Genomic DNA, 16,705 nt, shown 5'->3' with positions numbered 1-16,705 from the left:
TCACCAAAATATTATCGGTCGACGAAAGCGGAATTTAATTGATATCAGATCTAAAGTAGCAGAAATCCTGCGCTGACCCGCGAAGCGCGAGGATTCGCGTTCTTCTACAGGCGCGTGGTACTCGATATACGTCTGTCCGGTGGGCTCCGCGCGCGTTGGAGCTCGAATGAGCGCCACCAGGCACGAGTTAGCCGTGGTCGTCCGCTGTCGACGCGTATTGAGGATGCGTCCATCGCTGCCGGCGAACCGCGCGCACCCCTTTCAGATCGGCCCCGGCGGTGAAGGCCTTTCCACCGGTCAAGATCACAACCGAGGTTTCTGGGAGTCGTCAAAGCTCTCGGCCGCTCTGGTCAGCTCTCGAATTGCGTCGGCAGAAAGTGCGTTCATGCGATCGCCCCGGTCAAACCTTACCACTGCAATGCGGCCCTCCGAGCCGAGCCCTTTCTCGATCTTTACGAAGTTCGTCAACAGCTAGTCTCCTGTTGGTTGCCTGTGTTAGGTGTTTCCGTAAACTCCGGCAGGCCAGCAATGCAGTCATCGGAAGATAACAGCCAAACTATCTTTGGCGCCCGGTCAGCTTCATTCGCCCGATACGCTCGTCACGTAACTGGGTCCGTCGCACTTTGCCTGCCTCGTCGCGAAGCGGCTCGGCGACAAACTCGACCGTGAGGGGAAGTTTATAGGTCACCAGTTTCTCGGCCAGATGCGCTAGCAAAGCTTCAGGCGTCAGACCGGGGCGAGCTTGGACGATGGCATGGATAGATGAGCCCATATCCTCGTGCGGCAGGCCGACCACGGAGCTGGACATCACCAGCGGGTGCTCGTCGATGGCCGCCTCGACCTCGGCCGGATATACATTTGCGCCGCCAACCAAGATCATGTCGGTGCGCCGATCGGCGAGGTAGAGATAGCCATCTTCATCGAAGTATCCGATGTCGCCGAGGGTCTCCCACCCCCCCTGCAGGGTGCGCGCTGTAGCGCCGCGGTAGTGATAGGTAGGGGGCGTCCCTTTGGCCTGGCGCATATAAATTTCGCCTAGCTCGCCGGCCGACAGCATCTTTCCGTCATCGTCGAAGGCCTGCATCTCGCCATCGCAGACACGGCCGACGGAGCCGCGGTGATCGAGCCATTCCGTGCCCGTGATGCGGGTCATGGCTTGGCTCTCCGATCCACCATAGAGTTCGAGAATCACCTCGGGCCCAAACCAGTTTATGTACGCCTCTTTGAGCCAAGGTGGGCACGGCGCCGCGAAGTGCCAAAGCGTCTTTACGGAGGAGATGTCGTATTGGGTGCGCACCTCCTGCGGCAGCCGCCAGATCCGCATCATCATCGTCGGCACCAAGTAGAGCCAAGTCGCTCGACGCCGGTGGATCTCTGCCAGCACCGCCTCAGCGTCGAACCGCGGTAGCAGCACGACATGCGCGCCGCAAGATAGCGCACCCAGGGCGGCAACTAGAGGGCCTGAGTGATATAGCGCCGCAGGGATTAGCACCGTATCGCCCCTGCCGAAGCGCCAGAACTCGCTAAAGACCGTCTCACTTGAGGTCAGTCCGGGGGATCCGGACAGCACCAACTTGGGACGGCCGGTCGAGCCGCCAGAGGTCGCGGCCATCTTGACGGGCGCCACGCATGGCTCCAACGGCCGGTCGTCGCCGCAAAGCGCAAGCAGGTCATCGACCGTCATGCGCTTCCGATCGCTTTCGAGACTAGATCGACCAAGCACCATCGAGGGATTTGCAAGCTCAAGAATGGATTGCAGCTCGACCTTTGGCAGCCGAAAGGAGACGGGTTGCGGTGTCGCCCCCAGCTTCCAGACGCCCCAGCAGGCCTCGATGAAGTCGACACCGTTTGGAAGCCCGATCGTGACCAGGTCTCCAAGTTGGACGCCGACCGTGCTCAATGCGCGGGCGATACGGTTAGTTCTTACGTCCAGCTGTTGCCAGCTAAGCGTAGTCTCGCCGCAACTGATTGCCGGAGCATCCGGTGTCGCCCGGGCCAGACGGGCGAGCTTCTCGCCCAAAGGGATCATCTCTTCAGTCATCTAACCTTACAAATTCCCGTTTCGCCATCCAGTCGACACACACGACAACTTCGGGGACCTTTCCCGCTCGCGCCCAATACTTCAAGTGATGCCAGTTAGACCTCAGACGCCTGAAGCGCGCGCTGGTCTGCCCGCAGTTTCCGTGACCCGAGTAGTCTCAAACGGAACTGAGCAAAGGCCAGCTCAACACGGCCGCAATATATCCATCCGCGCCGCCGATTTTCCGCAATATGCTGCGGCTCCCCGCTGAAAGCCTGCGCCAGAGGTGCACGCCTTAAGCGCGCTGACTGCAGGAAGGCGGATCGAAGGATCAGGCAGCCGTCTGCCTAGCGTGCGCCTCGTCGCCGCGCCTACCGAGAAGCGTTTCCTGCATGACGACGCCACCTAGAATCTCTCGTTCTGCCGCTTGGCCTTGATCAAGTTACGAAGCCAATTCCATTCCGTCATCGGGCACAGCAACCCTTTCTGTGACCTTGCCCCACGGGCTTAATCCAGTTTGAAGTTCGCTCTGGCCCAAGACGAGGACCAGAGCACGAAGCGCAATCGGTTTACGGAAGAGCAGATCATCGGGATTTTGAAGGAACATGAGGCCGGGGTTTCGGTGGCTGATTTTGTGCCGCAAGCACGGCGTCACCGACGCCAGCATCTACAAATGGAAGGCCAGGTTCGGCGGGATTGACATCTCCGAGGCCAAGCGGCTGAGAACGCTGGAGGACGAGAACACGAAGCTGAAGCGGCTCCTGGCCGACGCCATGCTGGACAATGCGGCGTTGAAGGACCTCTTGGGAAAGAATGTATGACCCGCCCCGCCCGTGCAAGGTCGTTTAATGAGGACGATGCAGTCTGCACAAATGTATCCGGCCTCTTGCAAGTGGGCCGCTGTTGCGGCCAGGCCATGATGAGATCCGCGCGTGCCGTTCCCAGATAAATGGTTCGGGCTCGAAGCCCGCTTTTTTGCACAGGGTTTACGGCGCGCCGATCGACTGTTTCGTCGTCACCTTCACGAACCTCGCAGTCTGGAACAAACGGGATCAGCTAAAGGCCGGATCCCGCCGTTCATAGCTTGCGCCGGGCTTGGTCATCACCACCCATGCGATCCGCGCAATCTTGGCCGCCAAGGCGACGGTGACCTTGTTAGTGTGCATGCGTGCCTGAAGTCCATCAAGCCACGCGCCAAGGCGGTATCGCGAGCGATCAAGATGAGTCACGCAGGAACGGGCGCCATGGATGATCATCCGGCGCAGATATCGATTGCCGCGCTTGCTTATCCCCAGCAGCTTCGTTCTGCCTCCCGTAGAATATTCTCTCGGGACAAGACCTAGCCAAGCTGCCATATCGCGGGCCTTTTTGAACTGGCGGGCAGATCCAGCTGCTGCCAAAAGCGCCGTCGCGGCCAGCGGCCCAATGCCCGGGATGGTCATCAATCGACGGCGGTATCGCTTTGAGAGGCAATTGCCTCAATCTCGCGGTTGACCTCGGCAATCCGCAGCTCCAGCTGCCGCAGCTCGTCAAATGTAGATGCAAGAATGCGACGCATCGCCGAGGTTCGATCATTCGACTGATCGGCCAAAACCCTCGGCAGATCAGCCTTGAACTTGCCGGCGCCCTGGTGAATAGCGATCCCATATTCCAGGCAAAAAGCGCGCATCTGATTGATGAGGCACGTCCGTTGCGACATCATCCGATCGCGAACACGATGCAGCGCTTGCAGGTCAATGTGCTCAGGCGACCTTAGCTCGACGAAGCGCATCGTTGGTCTCGTCACGGCCTCGGCGATCGCCGCGGCATCGATGATGTCATTTTTGTTGGACTTCACATATGGCTTCACGAATTGAGCTGGGATGATGCGAACGGTGTGCCCCATGGCGGCGATCTTGCGGGCCAACCATTGCGAGCCGGAGCAGGCTTCCATCCCCACCAAAGCCGGCCCTGCACGTTCGAAGAACTGCAAGAGCGTATCGCGCCGAAAGGTCGCCTTCTGGATCGGCATTCCAGTGGCGTCGAGCCCAACGACGTGGAAAACGTTCTTGCCAATGTCGATCCCAAACACCGTTGCCGGCCTGGGCTTGTTCCGTGTCCTCATTGCTTCCTCCTTTCAAAAGCCAACTCAGTCTGACTGAGAGGACGGGGCGGGTCATCCGTCCCCAGTCAAGCACACAACGCACGGTTTCCATCGTGCAGAGGAGAAGGCGGAACCCAAAGACGTCGGTGAACAGGCTCTGATGCGCGGGTTGGATACCGCATTTCCGTTTTTTCGTTTGGGGCTGTCCCTGGTCTAGCGTCGGGCGTCGATCGGATGATCGGCCACATAATGGGTTTCAGGATTTCCCCTGCCGTGGTCCCACCTTCACCTCTGCACGATTGATGTCTGCGACTACCCCTGATCCTGATTGCAACAAAGGGGGCTGTGGGCCGGTCGAGCGCACCTCACGACTCGAGCGGTCCACAGCCCGCAACGACGCTACGCCTGTCGAGGTGGCATGAGCTCGCGATTGATTGCCCAAATGAAGGCGGATAGCTCTCGGGCAATCGCCGTGACGATTACGGTTCGCCGCTTGCCCTTCCGCTCGAGTGAGCGGAAGCGTCCGCACAATCTGGTTTGCGCTTTCCACGCAATCTCGCGCGCGCGTCTCGGTGCCGCCTCCACCTTTGGCTGCTTGTCTCGGCTCACGCGCGGCGGATACCGAAGGGGTGTTCGGCAAGTTCGGCCCGGCGACGCATCCGGCCGTCGGCGTCCTGCATCCGCGCGCGATGCCGTTCCAGCACTGCTTCATGCTCCCAGCGCTGGACGGTGCGCGTCGGCGTCTTGACGGAGACACAGCGCGCGCGTAGCGCGCAGGCGTCGCAATCGGATTTGCGGCTGACATAGCGTATCTCGATCCGGTTGCCGTTGGTCTTGCGCCCCTGCGTCGGGCGCAGCAGGCTGCCGGCGGGACAGCGATAGACATTGGCTTCGGCCTCGTAGGCGAACGCTTCGTGGCTGATGCGATCCTGGGCTTCGAGCCGCGCGGTCCGCCTGGCTTGCGGAACGTAGGCCACGATCCCGTTCTCCTCGCAGTCCTTGAGGGTCTGGCCGTTGTAGTAGCCGCAGTCGGCCAGGGCTATCAGGGTCTCGACGCCAAGCTCGTCCCTTGCGGCCTTGGCCACATCGTAAAGCTGGCCGGCGTCGTTGCCATCGTTGACGACCTCGCTCGCCGCGATCAGCTTGTGCTTGTCGTCGACGGCGATCTGGACGTTGTACCCCGCCACCACCTGACCGTTCTTCGACAACAGGCGGGCGTCCTTGTCGGTTCGCGACAACTGCGTCTGGCCGTTCTCTTCCAGTTGCGCCAGATCGGCCTTCAGGGTCGTGCGTTTGGCCATCAAGCCGGCGACCTTTTGCGCGACGTCCCCGCCGCCGTCGCCTCCGTTACCCTCCGGTCCCGCCGGCGGACGTTCTGCCTCCGCGCTGTCGTTGGCATCCAGCGTGGCGCCATAGGCTTCAATCTCCCGTTCGATCTCCGCCAGCCGCTTGGCAAGTTTGCGCTGCGTCTTGACGCTCCCCTTGCTCGCGTTGCCATCAAAAAACGCTCCGTCGATCGCCACGACCTCTCCGCCCAAAAGGTCGAGTTCGCGCATCAGCAGCACAAACTCCCGGTTCGTCGCCTTGAGCGCCTTCCAATTGTCGCGACGGAAATTGGCAATGGTGCGATAGCCCGGCACCAATTGCTTCATCAGCCAGATCAGTTCGAGGTTGCGCCCGGCCTCGCGCTCGAGCGCCCGCGAGGAGCGGATCCGGTTGGTGTAGCCATAAAGATAGAGCTTCAGCAGATCGGCGGGATCGTAAGGGGGTTGTCCTGCCCCGCCGCCCGACCCGGCATGGCCGAAGCCAAGCCGCCCAAGATCCAGCGCCGCGACAAATGCCTCGATCGCGCGAACAGGGTTGTCGCCACCCACATAATCTTCCACACGCGGCGGAAGAAAGCTCGCCTGATGCCGACTCACCCCGGTCTTGAAGGTACGATTCGTCATACCGAATCGTACACTGCTCTGCGCAAACGGCTAGATTCTTGCCCAGCCTCGCTGCGCTATGCTGAGGGCTCCGCGCCAGCTCCCGTCGCTACCACCGCCCAAATGGGCAAATCCAACGACCGGGGCGAACTCAGGAATGGATAAAACTTGGGGGCAAGGTCAGCCTGAGCGGACTTCTCATGGGTAGGCACGACGGGAGTGCTCCTCTCCGGGGTCGAAGATAAGCTGAACGGCACTAGTGGCTCTGCACAGTGATTATGACTCTTTGGAAGCGGCGGGATAGGCGCGGCCCATTTTGGCGCGGGCCTTGTCTGTTGTGAACATCCATTTGATGCGGGAGCGGGCGGCATTTCGCTTCCGTTCCCAGACGGCGATCTCGCGGCGCAGTCGCTTGGAATCGTCGATCCTGCGATCCAGGCACTGGCCGCGCAGGACGCCGATCTCGATCTCGACCATGTTGAGCCAGCTTGCGTGCTTGGGGGTGTAGTGGAACTCGAGCCGTCGCAAGATCCGTCGGGCTTCGACGGGTGGGAACGCCTGGTACAGGGCACCGGCGGAGTGGGTCGATAAATTATCCTGAACGACTCGGATGATCTCGGCGTCGGGATAATGGATGTCGACGAGGTCGCGCATACACCGGGCATAGTCTTCTGCCGCGCGCCGCTCGGTGACTTTGACCTTGCGCCAGGGACGATGCACGTCGAGGAGCACGAAGAGATTGACCGTACCATTGCGACGATACTCGTAATCGTAACGTTCGAACTGACCCGACCTGGCCGGGATGGGCTGACGCGCCTCGCCAATGAGCTGCACCGGGCTTTCGTCGACGCACACCACCGGCCGCTTGGGGTCGGGTGTCTCGGCGTAGAGGTCGAGGACATCCTCCATGCGGGCGACGTACTCACCATCGACCTGCGGAATGCACCACATGTCCTTGCGCCAGGGCTTGAGGCCATTTTCGGCCAGGCGCCGCCGAACCGTCTCGTGCGATAGGCTCTTGTGCTCGGTGAGCTTGACCATCGCGCCCGCCAGCAGTTCGAGCGTCCAGCGGGCGCGGCCTTCCGGAGGGCTGGCGCAGGCGGTTGCCACCAGCAGCGCTTCCTCCTTGCCCGAGAGCTTGCGCTCCGCTCCGGGACGCAGCTCGTCGCTCAGCGCCCGTTCCAGATTGCCTTCCACGAAGCGGCGCTTGATCCGGTACACGGTCGAGCCGCCTACGCCGACGCTCCTTGCGATCTCCTCGTCGCCGGCACCGGCATCGGCGGCCAGCAAGATCTGCGCTCGCTTGAGCTTGCGCGACGCATGCTTGCCGCTGCTGAGCAGCGCCTTGAGTTCCGTGCGTTCGATTTGGCTGAGATCGACCCGATAGCGTACATTCATGGCGTGCCTCCGTGTTCGAGGCACGCACCAACAACTGAATCGGATGGCCGACGTGAGTCCCTCGGCAAAACCCTTCACGCCCACGCAGGGGCAGTATCTGGCCTTTATCCACCTCTATACGCGCCTGCACCGCAGACCCCCGGCCGAAACCGACATGCAGGAATATTTCCGCGTCAGCCCGCCTTCGGTTCACCAGATGGTGACGACGCTGGAACGAGCCGGCCTCATCACGAGGCAGCCAAGAACGCCTCGCAGCATCGAGGTCATCGTTGATCCCAAACTCCTGCCGGAGCTAATCTGACCGCCGGACCCAACCTGTCAAAATCACTGTGCAGAGACACTAGCAGATGATTTCGAGGCGAGCGGCAGGGCATCGGTCCAGCGGCCAAGCGGGCGGCGGCTGAACGAGACCCTACATAAATGCCGGGACGGAGCCCCTGACTCAACCCGCTCGAGGGTAGGCGTCACGTCCTGTTGTCCTCATCAGAGAGAAAGATCTCGCGAGCGTGCTCTAGGATATCATGCGCGGTCCAGCCGGCGTGAGTGGGTTTCCAACCCTTTGCTTCGATCATGCGCATCTCGTGCACCCCACGGAGAGCGGTCACGCCCAGCACCTTCCCCGTTTGAGTGCCAGACAAATCGCTGACCATGTATAGTACGGCCGATGCGATCTCGTCCGACGGCAAAAGATCGTCATCAAATCCCGCGCCTATCGTCATGCGCGTCCGCGCGCTCGGACAGAGCGTCCATATGCGGATATTGTACTTGCGACCTTCGATCGCGAGCACGTTGGACAAGCCCCAGACCCCAGCCTTGGCAGCGCCATAATTGGACTGGCCGAAATTGCCTTTCAGGCCTGAGACCGACGAAGTATTCACGATCACGCCCCCCCCGTTGTCCCGCATCCAGCGGAATACCGGGAGCGTGGCGCAGTAAGTACCCCTAAGATGAACTTGGATCACCTTGTCCCAGTCCTCCACATTGGATTTCGTAAATGTCTTGTCGCGCAGAATTCCTGCATTGTTGACCAGGATGTCAACACGACCGAAGGACCTGATCGCGTCCCGTAACAGTGATTCTCCACCATCGGTGGTCGAAATGTCACTGCCATTGGCGATCGCCTTCCCCCCTTCGTTCTTGATTGACCTGACCACTTTTTCGGCCATCGATTTGTCCGTCCCGGAACCATCGCGTGCTCCGCCTAGGTCGTTCACCACGACGGCTGCGCCCTCACGCGCGAACAACTTCGCGTAGGCTTCCCCCAGGCCGCCGCCCGCGCCAGTAATCACCGCCACTTTTCCATCGAGTAATCCCATACGTTCCTCCTATTTTCGTCTGCGCATCCGCCACATACGGCGAGCGGTGTGGATTGGTCGAGATTGCAGATTCAATGTCACACCAGCTCTGTCAGGCCGTTCTTAATCACCGTGACGTCGCGTGCCTTCACCTTCGCTTCGAACGAGATGGTGTGACCATCCTTCCACATCTCCATCGTCACGATGTCGCCAGGATAGACCGGCGATGAAAAACGCGCCGCATGCCGTCTGAAAGCGCTAGGATCGTAGTCGGCACAGGTTTGGAGAATGGCGCGGCAGGTGATTCCGTACGTGCACATGCCATGCAGTATGGGCCTCGCAAATCCGGCGCGTTTCGCGAATTCCGGGTCTGAATGCAATGGATTGCGGTCACCGCAGAGGCGGTAAATCAGCGCTTGATCCTGGCGTGTGGCAATGTCAGTGATTTTATCAGGCTCGCGTTTCGGCATCTGATGCGGCTCGGTCCCGTCGCCCGAGGGTCCGCCGAATCCGCCATCTCCGCGCGCGAAGTAGGTTGTAACAAGGGTGGCCAGCGGTTCACCTTTGACGTTCTTTAACACCGATTGCTGGCGGACGACGGCACCTTTGTTCTTACCCTTGTCGTATACTCCAAGCATAGAGCAGTCGGCCGTGATATGCGCACGCGACCCCCTTGTGAAAGGTGATATCACGCTCTCCGTCGACCAACATATCTTGGTTGAGGTTCATCTTACCGGCTTCAGCACCGTAGGCCGCGACGGAAACAAACGTCGGCACTACCTTCAGAGGCCGTAGCGTGGCGCTTGCTTCGTTGACGAACGCAAGCTCCTTTTCGTCTAAGGGGTCTCCACCCATGCCGATGCCATAGGCGTAAAGCATCACATCGCGATCATTGTAGCTGAACTTTTGACCGAGAGTCTGCAGAGCCATCAGCTGCTCGTAGTTGATCGCCATAGTCGCGTGCCTTCGTTGCGTGCTTGCGTTGCGTGCTTTTCGCCTCCCGCTATTCTAATGAGAATGTTGTTGCAAAAAATGCGATACGACACGCGTCGACGACCAATTCCTGCGGTGCGCGGCTTACACTCGATGTATTTCGTCCGAATGAGCGCCCCATGCGGCGTGTATAATGACATTCTGGGGCTTGGGCTCTTCCACCGGTGAGGGACAATATTCAAGAGCCAAGTCGCCCGCGGACTGACGGCATCGACAGTTTCCTCGAGATTACTGTTAGTCGTTCGTGTAAGAACAGTTATTCACAAGGTTTGTTTGGTCGTAGCAAGTCGCCACGCACAATTGTACGCCGCTAGTTCAGCGGAAAATTAAAACGAGGCCTCTTGGGGGCGGTGGCCAGCAGGCACGCCCGCTCCAAGGGACCACTCTTTTGAGCCACATCACAGAAAGCTCGAGCAGGTCAGGCTAGGAATTTGGACGGAATTCACCTCCACGAACAAAGAACATCCACCGAGCTGAATGCTAAGCGATTGTAAAAAGAGGTACGGGAGCTTGCCCTATGGCAGGCCTGAACACCAGCTTGACCCTGGTGCCAATCGACAAGGTGGCGGGGTCAGCATCGATCACGTTGGTCAACATGATCGGCCCCTCCTCAAGGGCTACATAGGCGAGCACGTAAGGCTCCGTCCCCATCCGGTTCACCGAGAAGGAGTGAATTTCTCCATTGCCGGGCGACTCCTGCCAATCGAGGGTCGTCGACATGCAATGGGGGCAGAAGCCCCGCGGATACCAATGAGTTCTACGACACTCGCGGCAGCGGGGCAGCACGAAGCGGCCAATGGCAGCAGCGTCCCAGAACGGCTTGGTCTCTGGACTATTATTGATGAAGTCCGCGGCACTCATTAGATTACTCCCGCTCCATAATAAGGGTTGCGCTGCTATGGCGCGTGCCCATCAACCATCCGGTGCCATGGGCAAGTGCCAACGAGCAATCCCTCACCTGTACGGCTGGATTGGCTTCTCCTCGGAGCTGGCGGACTGCCTCGATCACCTTTGTGATTCCGCCCCTGGTGGCCGGGTGGTTGTTGCACAAACCCCCGCCATCGGTGTTGAAAGGTAAGCGGCCCACACCTGAGATCAGATTGCCATCGGCAACAAAACGACCTCCTTGTCCTTTTTGGCAGAATCCGAGATCTTCCAACGCGATAAGAACGGTGATCGTGAAACTATCGTAGATTGAGGCGTAACTGATATCGCTCGCCGTGACACCAGCTTCGGCGAAGGCCACCATGCCGGACTGCCTAGCCGCCGAACCGGTGAGATCGACCTCGCCGGCTGACTGTCCCTGAAAGCCTTCGCCCGCGCCGATCACCTTCACCCGAGGACGCTTGAGGCTCTTCGCGATCTCCGGTCGCGTCACTAAAATGGCGCCGCCACCGTCTGACGTAACGCAACAATCAAGCCGATGCAGGGGCTCCGAGACAATTGGGGATGCCAGCACATCTTGGACGGTAACGACTTTAGGGAGCATGGCAAAAGGGTTGTGCTGGGCATGGTGCGAAGCGGCGACTTTGATCCAGGCCAATTGCTCACTCGTCGTCCCGTACTCGTGCATGTGGCGGCGCGCGCACATGGCGTAGATATCCATGATTTTTTTCCGGATCGGCATCTCCCACATCAAATCCGGCTGAGTAACATCGGGTTGCCGATCGACCCATCCGCTGCGAGGCCTTCCTGCTAATGAGACCAGAGCGACCGTACATTTCCCAGCCGCGATAGCTTGGGCCGCGTGAGAGATGTGCTGCAGAGGTGCGGAACCACCAATGTCGGTGAAGTCACAATGCCGAACACGGAGGTTCAAGCAGTCGATCATGGTGAGCGGGCCGAGCCCCGGCTCCTCCCCTGCGCAAAAGTACCCGTCGACATCGTCTTTAGTTAGTCCAGCGTCGGCGAGTGCACCAGCCGCGCATTCCGCATGAAGCTGCACGACTGACTTGTCCGGCGCTTTTCGCGTCGGATGCTCATACGCACCAACTATGTAGGCAGTTTTGTCGTGAACCATCAATTCGATATCCGTTAGCTACTGGCCAATTATTGGCGGATTACGTCCGATATGGCGTGTGGTGGAGTCACGAGCCCCTCCTGGGCACGAGTCGCGCGTTAGGTCGGCACGCGGCTTAGCCGCTCCTGGGCTACCGAGGCGTGGTCATGATCGCTCACCTCCGTTTGATGCGTATGCGTGTTCGCTTGCGGTGGATGTTGAACCGCGTTGCTCAGAGGGTCCAACGACATCCATGTCCGGTGTCGTCGACTTTGCGATACCAGTCGGGGCACACGTGAGCACATCGTCAAGAACGGCAAAGGGTTCTCAGCACCATGAACGGCGGCGGATAGTGGCCGCCGAGGCGCTCGTCGTGAGCTCAGGACTGCTACCACCGTTTCAGCGACATTGCCGATCGCGGTCACGGAGCGAATTTTCCCAGCGGGCGAGCGTCTCCCCCGCGCCCCACTCCTGTGAGCGCAAGCCCTGCAGCACCCCCACTAGGCCGTCGTCGAGCTTCGTCTGATATTCAGAGACGGTCATGTTCTCGGCCGACGCTTGCGCGTCTGCCTGCTCCGTGAGCATGTCCAGGAACGCATCATTGTACTCCGGCATGGATCCTATCCTGGAAGGCTCCTTGCTGGGTGGTCCCCATTTCTCTAGGAACGCGCGGACGCTTAGCTGGCCGCTGCCGACGAAGTCTGTCCGGATCGGCCCCAACACTGCCCGGCGCAGTCCGAATGAGTAGCGAACCGCGTCATCGATCTCCTGCACGGTGGCCAGACCGTCATGCACCAACCATAGTGCCTCGCGCCAAGCTGCCGTCTGGAGCCTGTTCGCAATAAAACCGCGGACCTCTTTGCGCACGACGAGCGGATGCATGCCTAGTGCCCGGAACATCTCAGCTGCGCGAGACAGCATCTCGGGGGCCGTGCGCTCGCCGGCGCAGAGTTCAACCAAAGGCACCAGGTACACTGGATGGAACGGATGAGCGACAAGCAGGCGCTCAGGCCGCGGCATTTGCACCTGCAGCAGCGACGGCTGCAGCATCGAAGTCGAAGAGCAGATCATGGTCTCGGGTGCAGCGGCCCGGCAGGCATTCGCTAGCAGTTGCTGCTTGAGCTCCAGACGCTCGGGCGCGTTCTCCTGCACGAACTCCACGTCGTGGACAGCTTCGGCAATCGAGCCCACGACGGTGAGCGAGCCTTCGGCCGGCAACGGAACCTGCGTCAGCATCCGAAATGCGCGCCGCGCTTTCTGAAGACATTCCTGCACATGCTCCACCGCATTCGGCGCCGGATCATACAGCCGGACGTCGACTCCGTTAAGGATGAAGCGCGCGGCCCAGCCGCCACCGATTACCCCTCCTCCGAGCAGGCCGATCGTTTGCGGCAGCGTGGCGCATGCAGACCCTGAAGTTTCAAACATGGACATCGGCCTTTCGGAAAGGGAGTTAGATCTCTCGGGTGTTGGTTCAACTTTATATGCATGGCGATAACGCCGTTATTTTCTGTGTTAAACCTGCTCGGGATGTTGGCGAGAGCGGCACAGACGCGTCATCGGAAGGCTTCTGACGCTCTGAGAAGTCTGACGGTTATTAAAAACATAACCCCCTTGTTTTGATGAATTTCACCGTTTTGGTATTTTCGCTCGCGCGAATCCTGCGCCAGGCGAGCAGATGCGACAAATTTTGCAAGCCTTAGCGTCACCGCTACTCTAGCAACTACGTGCACGACGCTCAGGAGGGTGAACGGTCGCATCTCTCCATCGCGGGCGCGGACTACCCCGCCTACCCCGTGCACTGCGCAGAGGCGAAGATCCGGTGTGTACCCGAAGAACGTATGCCGTCGTGACAACGATCGCGGTCCAACACGGGCCATCGCGTATCGATTCTGCGACTACTTGTTAGGGGCGCATTCGAAGTCGGTTCCCACGCCGGGTGCTTGTCTCGTGGGGACTCTCAGCACTTCAGGCTTGCTTACGGCAAGCAGGCCGCGAATCTTGAAGCCAAACTCCAGCCTGCAGATCTTGCACCGATCTGAGTTGGAAACCAGCGGCAGAACCTTGCGTTGAGACTGCGGCCATTGGAAATGCCTAAAAAGGACGAGAGCCGAGAGCCCTCGCAGTTTGGGAGAACAGACACGCGCACTATCCGGGGCCGTCATGACATGGTGCGCATGACGAACTCGGCCGCAGCCAGAATTCCGGTTGGCCAGCGGCTGATGACCGTCTTCATTCGTGTATTGAAGCGAACACCTTCCGCTCCGTGCATGTGGTGGTCGCCGGAAAGCGATGCTTTCACCCTCCAAAGGAGTGAAATGCGGGACAGGAACCTTGATCTGGTGAGCGTATTCACGGGCGGGCATCGCCGTCAGGTGTGAAGTTCGATCTCCCGTTGCCGAATTCGTGCTCATTGATCAGCCGCGCTCCGAGACGATCACGTCGGGGAGCTGTCCTGCGCAATCTTCAATGATCCGCAGAAAGCGATTGAGGACACGCGCACGCCGCAGAGGCCCCGTGTCGACCCAACCCTGTGCTGCCCGGCTAGAAAACGGCGTGACTGAACGCGCGTATCGAAACCTACAAGGAGACTGCTCGTGAATCCAGCAGATAAATCAATTCATGAGTGGCAGGCGGGTGCCGGGCAGTACGAACCGCAGGTTGCCTGTCTTCAACCAAGCAGCGGGTGAGCAAACGGGATCTGTCGCGGCCGCCAACGCGAGCGATGTGGCGGACGCCGTGGCGGCGGCATTCCCGCCATGTATCTGCCGATCACGCGCTTGTCTGCGTCCTCGGCCGAAAGCTCGTGGACAATGCGCCCCTGTCGGCTAGGCCAAGCTGTTCGTCGAGGTCTTCGGAGATCAGCAGTACCGCGGCGCAGCCGTTCCGTGCCTCGACGGTCCGGCGGCAGGTCTCTTCGCAGGGCAATGCGGGAAGCTGGGTGATGACGGCCTGAGATAGGCGGCGCATCGAGGCGGGTGTCGAAACCTGCCAGAACCTCAGGGAGAGGCCGGTATGAAAGCCAACGCCTGGCAACATGTGGGACGGATCGCCGGCGTGGCCGCTGAGGCTCATGATCCCAGTCCCCGCCTGAACGACAGCGTCGTAACTCGCCCGCGCGGCATAAGGTCCGCTCTGACCGTAGCCGGTGATGGAGCAATAAATGATGTCCGGGCTGACCTTACGGATGGAGTCGTAATCAAGACCGTAGCGCCTCAAGTCGCCGACCTTGTAATTTCTATCAGCACATCGCTCTTTGCGAGAGCACGAACGATCTCCTGCCCTTCGGGAGCGGCAAGGTTGACGGTGACTGACCCTCTTGTTGCGGTTGGCGCACAGAAAGAAAGAGGTGTTGTCCGTCGGTTTCCCTTCCGTGTCCTCCAGTGACGGCGGACCGTAACTACGCGTCTCGTCGCTCGTGACAGAGCGCTCGATTTTAATCACGTCGGCGCCGAGGTCTCCGAGCATTTGCGCGCACACCGGTCCTGCGAGCACTTGCGGGAGGTCCAGGACCCGGACGGCCGAAAGCGGAAGTGACGACACGATTCCCCCTTATCGCCCCATCCACCCGGGCGCACGCTTTTCCGCCAAGGCCTTTGGCGGCTTGATAAAATCCTGCGAGTCGCTAAGCGCCTTCACCCCTTCACCGCCGGGTAGTCGCACTGCTCTGCGATCGCCTGGTCGATCCGCACGCCGAGGCCACGCTGCAGTGCTTGCCTTGAGGCACGGATAGTCACCGGAGAACTCTCGCACGTCACTCGCCAGCCGCAAGGTTGCAATCGAAGGGCGTGCTCAAGCCACCGAAGCCCGACCTGACGTTCCCCCATTTGCCGCCCGCGGCCTGCCACTTCAAGTCCTTTCCGGCGCAGAACCACCTGTCACTCGCACCCGTGACGACCGCAACCCACGGGTCAGGCTCTGCGGCAAAGCCGTCGTATACCTGCTCCAGCTCGAGGCTAACTTCGTAATGAACCGCTTGGCTTCGGGCCGCGACACCGTACCGATGGTGATCGCTCCGCTCCGCTCAACTTTTGAAAACCTCAGATGCATCCCTGAATCCTCAACACGCCCGGCGCGAACATCCTCGCCCAGATGATTTGCACCAAGTCGCCTTCAACCGTCCTTCCGCCGCGATCGTAGAAGCTGCGCGCGTAAATGCGGCCCCGCCATGTGTTGGCGGCGATTAAGCTCAGGCGAGGTGCCGGTCGCGCTATGCGCTAGAACAACTGCCGGCACCCCGGTAATGACAGGTGAACGGCAGACCCACTTGCGCGACATTCATGATTGCGTAGATTGCGTACGGGAAGCATCGCCCCTCACCGCTAGCATCGGGTTGCAGCTCGCTGCGCAATTCAGATTATAGATCTTGGACGCATCTAACGACGGCATAAAACGAGGCTACGCTGCAGGAAAAAAAGGGGATGCTCGTTCTAGTTCCGCAGCGGCGAACAAAGGCCGTCTCCGGATGCACAAAACATAAGCCGAGCAAATCAATGCAGAGTGCGGAGCGCCTCGCTCGCTTTCCGCTGAGTCGTCGGTTTGTGGTAGCGTAACGCGTATGATCGATGGGCTTTGGCCGCACCCACCATCTGGTTCGAGGGAGGTTCATTATCACCAGAGGGATGATGAGCGCGCGCACGCTAGTAGTCGACCATATTGGACATTGTCAGAGTGGTAACCAACTGACTCCAGGCCGCGCGCAAACAGCGCAAGAGTCGGATTCCGGAAATCAGAGGGCAGCCGGCTGCGGCGGCACCTGAGATGGTGCGCGCGTCTTCGACGGATCGTAGGGTCAGTCGGCGGGCGTCCCAGCTGGCGCTCGTGTTGGGTGTAATGCAATGATCATTGGCGGCGTGCCCGGTACGAGCGAAAACTGCTTGTGAGCCGCGATGACGTTGGCAGCAAAGCCTGGGCAGCGACGGAGAGCCGCGATGTGCCTGATGCGGAGCGTGCCCGAGCTGTGCGGGATTTTGGGTGACGAGGCGATCA

9 protein-coding genes and 7 pseudogenes are annotated in these 16,705 nt (G+C 60.0%); 2 read left to right on the top strand and 14 right to left on the bottom strand.

Going from position 1 to position 16,705, the window contains the following annotated elements; all coding sequences use genetic code 11:
- Positions 1-259: 259 nt before the first annotated feature.
- Both IVB24_RS09560 and IVB24_RS09555 read right to left on the bottom strand, forming a co-directional pair.
- A pseudogene (locus IVB24_RS09560) lies at positions 260-468 on the bottom strand (enoyl-CoA hydratase/isomerase family protein); the annotation flags it as partial.
- An 88-nt stretch (positions 469-556) separates the two neighbouring features.
- Positions 557-2,041: an AMP-binding protein gene (locus IVB24_RS09555; RefSeq protein WP_247772744.1), complete on the bottom strand. Its 1,485-nt coding sequence runs from the start codon at positions 2,039-2,041 to the stop codon at positions 557-559.
- 508 nt (positions 2,042-2,549) lie between these two features.
- Here IVB24_RS09555 and IVB24_RS09550 point away from each other — a divergent pair.
- A pseudogene (locus IVB24_RS09550) lies at positions 2,550-2,832 on the top strand (transposase); the annotation flags it as partial.
- Positions 2,833-3,072: 240 nt separating this feature from the next.
- Here IVB24_RS09550 and IVB24_RS09545 read toward each other — a convergent pair.
- From IVB24_RS09545 to IVB24_RS09530, 4 genes and pseudogenes are all read right to left on the bottom strand, one after another.
- Positions 3,073-4,124 (bottom strand): annotated as a pseudogene (locus tag IVB24_RS09545) (IS110 family transposase).
- A gap of 378 nt (positions 4,125-4,502) precedes the next feature.
- Positions 4,503-4,661 (bottom strand): annotated as a pseudogene (locus IVB24_RS09540) (IS110 family transposase); the annotation flags it as partial.
- A gap of 47 nt (positions 4,662-4,708) precedes the next feature.
- A complete protein-coding gene (locus IVB24_RS09535) occupies positions 4,709-6,052 on the bottom strand; it encodes an IS1182 family transposase (RefSeq protein WP_247772743.1) in 1,344 nt (447 codons plus the stop codon).
- Positions 6,053-6,307: 255 nt separating this feature from the next.
- Entirely contained in the window at positions 6,308-7,429 is a 1,122-nt protein-coding gene (locus IVB24_RS09530) for an IS630 family transposase (protein WP_247772742.1), read from the bottom strand.
- 43 nt (positions 7,430-7,472) lie between these two features.
- On the opposite strand from IVB24_RS09530, the gene IVB24_RS09525 reads away from it, so the two are divergent.
- Entirely contained in the window at positions 7,473-7,730 is a 258-nt protein-coding gene (locus tag IVB24_RS09525; protein ID WP_247772741.1) for a MarR family winged helix-turn-helix transcriptional regulator, read from the top strand.
- Positions 7,731-7,893: 163 nt separating this feature from the next.
- On the opposite strand, the gene IVB24_RS09520 is transcribed toward IVB24_RS09525, so the two are convergent.
- The 8 genes and pseudogenes from IVB24_RS09520 to IVB24_RS09485 form a co-directional block, all read right to left on the bottom strand.
- The gene (locus tag IVB24_RS09520) at positions 7,894-8,745 is read right to left on the bottom strand and encodes an SDR family NAD(P)-dependent oxidoreductase (RefSeq protein WP_247772740.1); all 852 of its coding nucleotides are present in this window, start codon (positions 8,743-8,745) and stop codon (positions 7,894-7,896) included.
- A 77-nt stretch (positions 8,746-8,822) separates the two neighbouring features.
- A pseudogene (locus IVB24_RS09515) lies at positions 8,823-9,678 on the bottom strand (MaoC/PaaZ C-terminal domain-containing protein).
- Positions 9,679-10,197: 519 nt separating this feature from the next.
- Positions 10,198-10,578 carry a Zn-ribbon domain-containing OB-fold protein gene (locus tag IVB24_RS09510; protein ID WP_247772739.1) on the bottom strand — a complete coding sequence of 127 codons (381 nt, stop codon included), beginning with the start codon at positions 10,576-10,578 and terminating at the stop codon, positions 10,198-10,200.
- A gap of 4 nt (positions 10,579-10,582) precedes the next feature.
- Positions 10,583-11,737: a thiolase domain-containing protein gene (locus tag IVB24_RS09505; RefSeq protein ID WP_247772738.1), complete on the bottom strand. Its 1,155-nt coding sequence runs from the start codon at positions 11,735-11,737 to the stop codon at positions 10,583-10,585.
- A gap of 378 nt (positions 11,738-12,115) precedes the next feature.
- Positions 12,116-13,150 carry a 3-hydroxyacyl-CoA dehydrogenase NAD-binding domain-containing protein gene (locus IVB24_RS09500; protein ID WP_247772737.1) on the bottom strand — a complete coding sequence of 345 codons (1,035 nt, stop codon included), beginning with the start codon at positions 13,148-13,150 and terminating at the stop codon, positions 12,116-12,118.
- Between the two features lie 727 nt (positions 13,151-13,877).
- Positions 13,878-14,143, bottom strand: a pseudogene (locus IVB24_RS09495) (methylmalonate-semialdehyde dehydrogenase (CoA acylating)); the annotation flags it as partial.
- Between the two features lie 345 nt (positions 14,144-14,488).
- Positions 14,489-15,184: a CoA transferase gene (locus IVB24_RS09490; RefSeq protein ID WP_247772736.1), complete on the bottom strand. Its 696-nt coding sequence runs from the start codon at positions 15,182-15,184 to the stop codon at positions 14,489-14,491.
- 84 nt (positions 15,185-15,268) lie between these two features.
- Positions 15,269-15,766, bottom strand: a pseudogene (locus IVB24_RS09485) (hypothetical protein).
- Between the last annotated feature and the right edge of the window lie 939 nt (positions 15,767-16,705).

The sequence above is a fragment of the Bradyrhizobium sp. 192 genome (genome assembly GCF_023100965.1).
Lineage (GTDB): Bacteria > Pseudomonadota > Alphaproteobacteria > Rhizobiales > Xanthobacteraceae > Bradyrhizobium > Bradyrhizobium symbiodeficiens.
This window is presented reverse-complemented; position numbering and strand designations above follow the sequence as displayed.

Bases quoted from the DNA above. Each gene is read 5' to 3' on its own strand.
- IVB24_RS09520 (WP_247772740.1), bottom strand. From the start codon at position 8,745: ATGGGATTACTCGATGGAAAAGTGGCGGTGATTACTGGCGCGGGCGGC.
- IVB24_RS09490 (WP_247772736.1), bottom strand. From the start codon at position 15,184: ATGCTCGGAGACCTCGGCGCCGACGTGATTAAAATCGAGCGCTCTGTC.
- IVB24_RS09555 (WP_247772744.1), bottom strand. From the start codon at position 2,041: ATGACTGAAGAGATGATCCCTTTGGGCGAGAAGCTCGCCCGTCTGGCC.
- IVB24_RS09525 (WP_247772741.1), top strand. From the start codon at position 7,473: ATGGCCGACGTGAGTCCCTCGGCAAAACCCTTCACGCCCACGCAGGGG.
- IVB24_RS09535 (WP_247772743.1), bottom strand. From the start codon at position 6,052: ATGACGAATCGTACCTTCAAGACCGGGGTGAGTCGGCATCAGGCGAGC.
- IVB24_RS09510 (WP_247772739.1), bottom strand. From the start codon at position 10,578: ATGAGTGCCGCGGACTTCATCAATAATAGTCCAGAGACCAAGCCGTTC.
- IVB24_RS09505 (WP_247772738.1), bottom strand. From the start codon at position 11,737: ATGGTTCACGACAAAACTGCCTACATAGTTGGTGCGTATGAGCATCCG.
- IVB24_RS09500 (WP_247772737.1), bottom strand. From the start codon at position 13,150: ATGTCCATGTTTGAAACTTCAGGGTCTGCATGCGCCACGCTGCCGCAA.
- IVB24_RS09530 (WP_247772742.1), bottom strand. From the start codon at position 7,429: ATGAATGTACGCTATCGGGTCGATCTCAGCCAAATCGAACGCACGGAA.